The following is a 2,551-nucleotide window of genomic DNA, read 5'->3' on the forward strand; positions in this document are numbered from 1 at the left end:
GAGTAACTATTATATTAATAAATTTTATCAATTTAAAAATGAGAATAGAATTAAAAATGCTAATTATGAAGATTTAGAATGGATTATATGTGAAGAAAATGATAATGGCAAAATTGTAAACAGGAATGTTTATTTTCCATTTCAATTAAGACAAGAAGTGAATGATATATTAAAATCATATACTATAAATTTAATAAAAAATGCTATATGCATTAATACGGTTTCTGCCGAGATAAAAGTTATAAGCAATATAATTTATAATTCTAATTTTTTTGATAAAAATATGATAAATGAATTTGAAGAATATATTGATTCATTAGAAGTTCATAGTAAGGTTGTTGCTAAAGACAAAGCAATGAAATTTATAAGTTTTATCAGAAGTAGAGTAGATGATGTTTATTGTGATTATTTATCTACATTACCTAATGATTATAGTAATAAGTATGTTAGAGAAGTGCCTGATTATACTAGTATACTTAAATTTGATTATATAGTAGATAAGTATATTAAAGAAAGTGATGATGAGAAGTTTTATAAGTATTATCCAGTTTTTCTTTGGTGGAAAATAAGTTCAAAGATTCCATTAAGGCCATGTGAATTTATGTTATTGAAGAAAAATAGTTTTTATGAATTAAGTGGAAAATATTACATTGTTGTTAGAAGACTAAAACCACATGGATTTGTAAATAGAGCATTAAAAATTAGAAAGACTCAAGAATTTAGAATAAATAAGGAAATATATGAATTAGTGCAAAGAGTAACTAATCATAAATTACATGATAGTGAATTTCTACTAAGCAAAAACCTTTATGCTAATTATTATGATAAACATACATTTAATGAAGGAAGGATAGTAAATCAACCAATGACAAGAGGTAATCTTAATAAATGCTTAGAGGATTTCTATTTAGATGAAATAAAAGCAAAATTCAAGCTGAATTTACTTAACAAAAAAGAAGCTGAAAAGTTTCAACAAATTTCAAAAAAAGATTTTTTAAGTAATTATATAGTTTGTCTACAATTAGGAGATGCTCGCCATTTAGCTATTATTAATTTAGTATTACAAGGTACCAATAGTTATCTTGTAAGAGAAATGTGTGGTCACAGAGATATTAATTCTCATGCACATTATATTGATCATGCTAAAACGTACATAACTTCAAAAGTGTTGCTTTTAACGGAGTTAAGAAAAACGGAACTTGAAGTGATAGCAAAAAATAAACAACTTAATTATATATATAGAAATAGAAGGAATGAAAAAGCTGTCAGTTATGGACTTGAAAAATATAAAAAAGTAGGAGAGTATTATTGCAGAAGATATATTGGAAAAGATGAATTATTTCCATTTTTATGTTTAACCGATTGTGATGAATGTAATGATAAGGTAATTAAAATACAAGGAAGAGATTTAGGTTTAATTGAAAATGATATCAATCAAAATAACTTAGAATTAGAACGTCAAATTGGAATTCTTGAAATATATATAAAAGATGCCAATATAAAAAATATTATAGACAAAAATAAGGGAAAGTTTTTTTCTGAATCACAACAAAATGTAGAAGAAGCTGCAAACAAATTAGATTATTTAATTGAACAAAAAGCAAATTTAGAAGCAGAGAAATTTTATAATAATATTATTACTGATTAGGAGGTTGTATGGGAAAAGCAGGAAGAAAATTAAATGAAAAAGTATCTGATAATGATATGTTATTATATATAGAAGAATATACTAATAAATACCCGAATGAAAAAATTAATATTCAAAAGTTAGCAGAGTTTTCAGGAATAGAAAGACATTATTGGTATAGCAGAAAAGGTTTTAGAGAAAAGATTGAGGATATAAATAACATTTCTTATGAAGAATATGATATTATAGCAGAAGAAGATACAAAAGAAGTGAGATTACCTAATGTAGATGAGTTAGTAGATAATAATTTTAGAAATAAAAAAGCTCTGAAATCTAAATTGAATTCCTTTTTCATAACGTATCAAGAATTATATAATTTGTCATGTGATTCATATAAATTAAGAAATGAAATAGGTAGATTAAAAAACAAATTAACAAAAAGTGAAAAAGAAATTGAAAAGTTAAAAAGTGAAAAAAAACATTATAAAGAACTTAGTGAGTATAACGAAAAAAGATATTTTGAAATTGCAGTAAGAAGTAGAGAAGCAAACTATAGAAAAGAAAATAACATAAAAAATAATGTTATTCAGATTGATAATAGAAATGAAAAGGCATATTCTACAAATAAAGATGACTTAGATTCTTTATTGAATCTTATTGAAGATTAAACAAAGTTAAGAGTAGTCTCTTGAAAATGAGGGGGATTGTAATGACACCATTAGCAGAAAGAATGAGACCTAGTACTTTAGAAGATTTTATGGGACAAAAGCATATTATAGGTATAGGAAAACCTTTGTACAATTTAATAAAAAGCAAGAATATTCCTAATTGTATATTATATGGGCCACCAGGAACAGGAAAAACAACTTTAGCTAATATAATGGCAAATTATATTGATAAGAAGTTCTATAAATTGAATGCTAC

Annotated in this window: 3 protein-coding genes; all 3 read left to right on the top strand. The window is 24.4% G+C overall.

Annotation, left to right across the window (positions count from 1 at the left end):
- Nucleotides 1–1,648 (top strand): hypothetical protein (locus H9661_RS19275; protein ID WP_191770435.1); only part of this gene is annotated, 1,648 nt, incomplete at its 5' end.
- An 8-nt stretch (nt 1,649–1,656) separates the two neighbouring features.
- Nucleotides 1,657–2,295 (top strand): hypothetical protein, encoded by a 639-nt coding sequence (locus H9661_RS19280; protein ID WP_191770436.1) that lies wholly within the window; start codon nt 1,657–1,659, stop codon nt 2,293–2,295.
- A gap of 41 nt (nt 2,296–2,336) precedes the next feature.
- Nucleotides 2,337–2,551 (top strand): AAA family ATPase (locus H9661_RS19285; protein WP_191770438.1); only part of this gene is annotated, 215 nt, incomplete at its 3' end.

The sequence above is a fragment of the Clostridium cibarium genome, from assembly GCF_014836335.1.
Classification (GTDB): Bacteria; Bacillota; Clostridia; order Clostridiales; family Clostridiaceae; genus Clostridium; species Clostridium cibarium.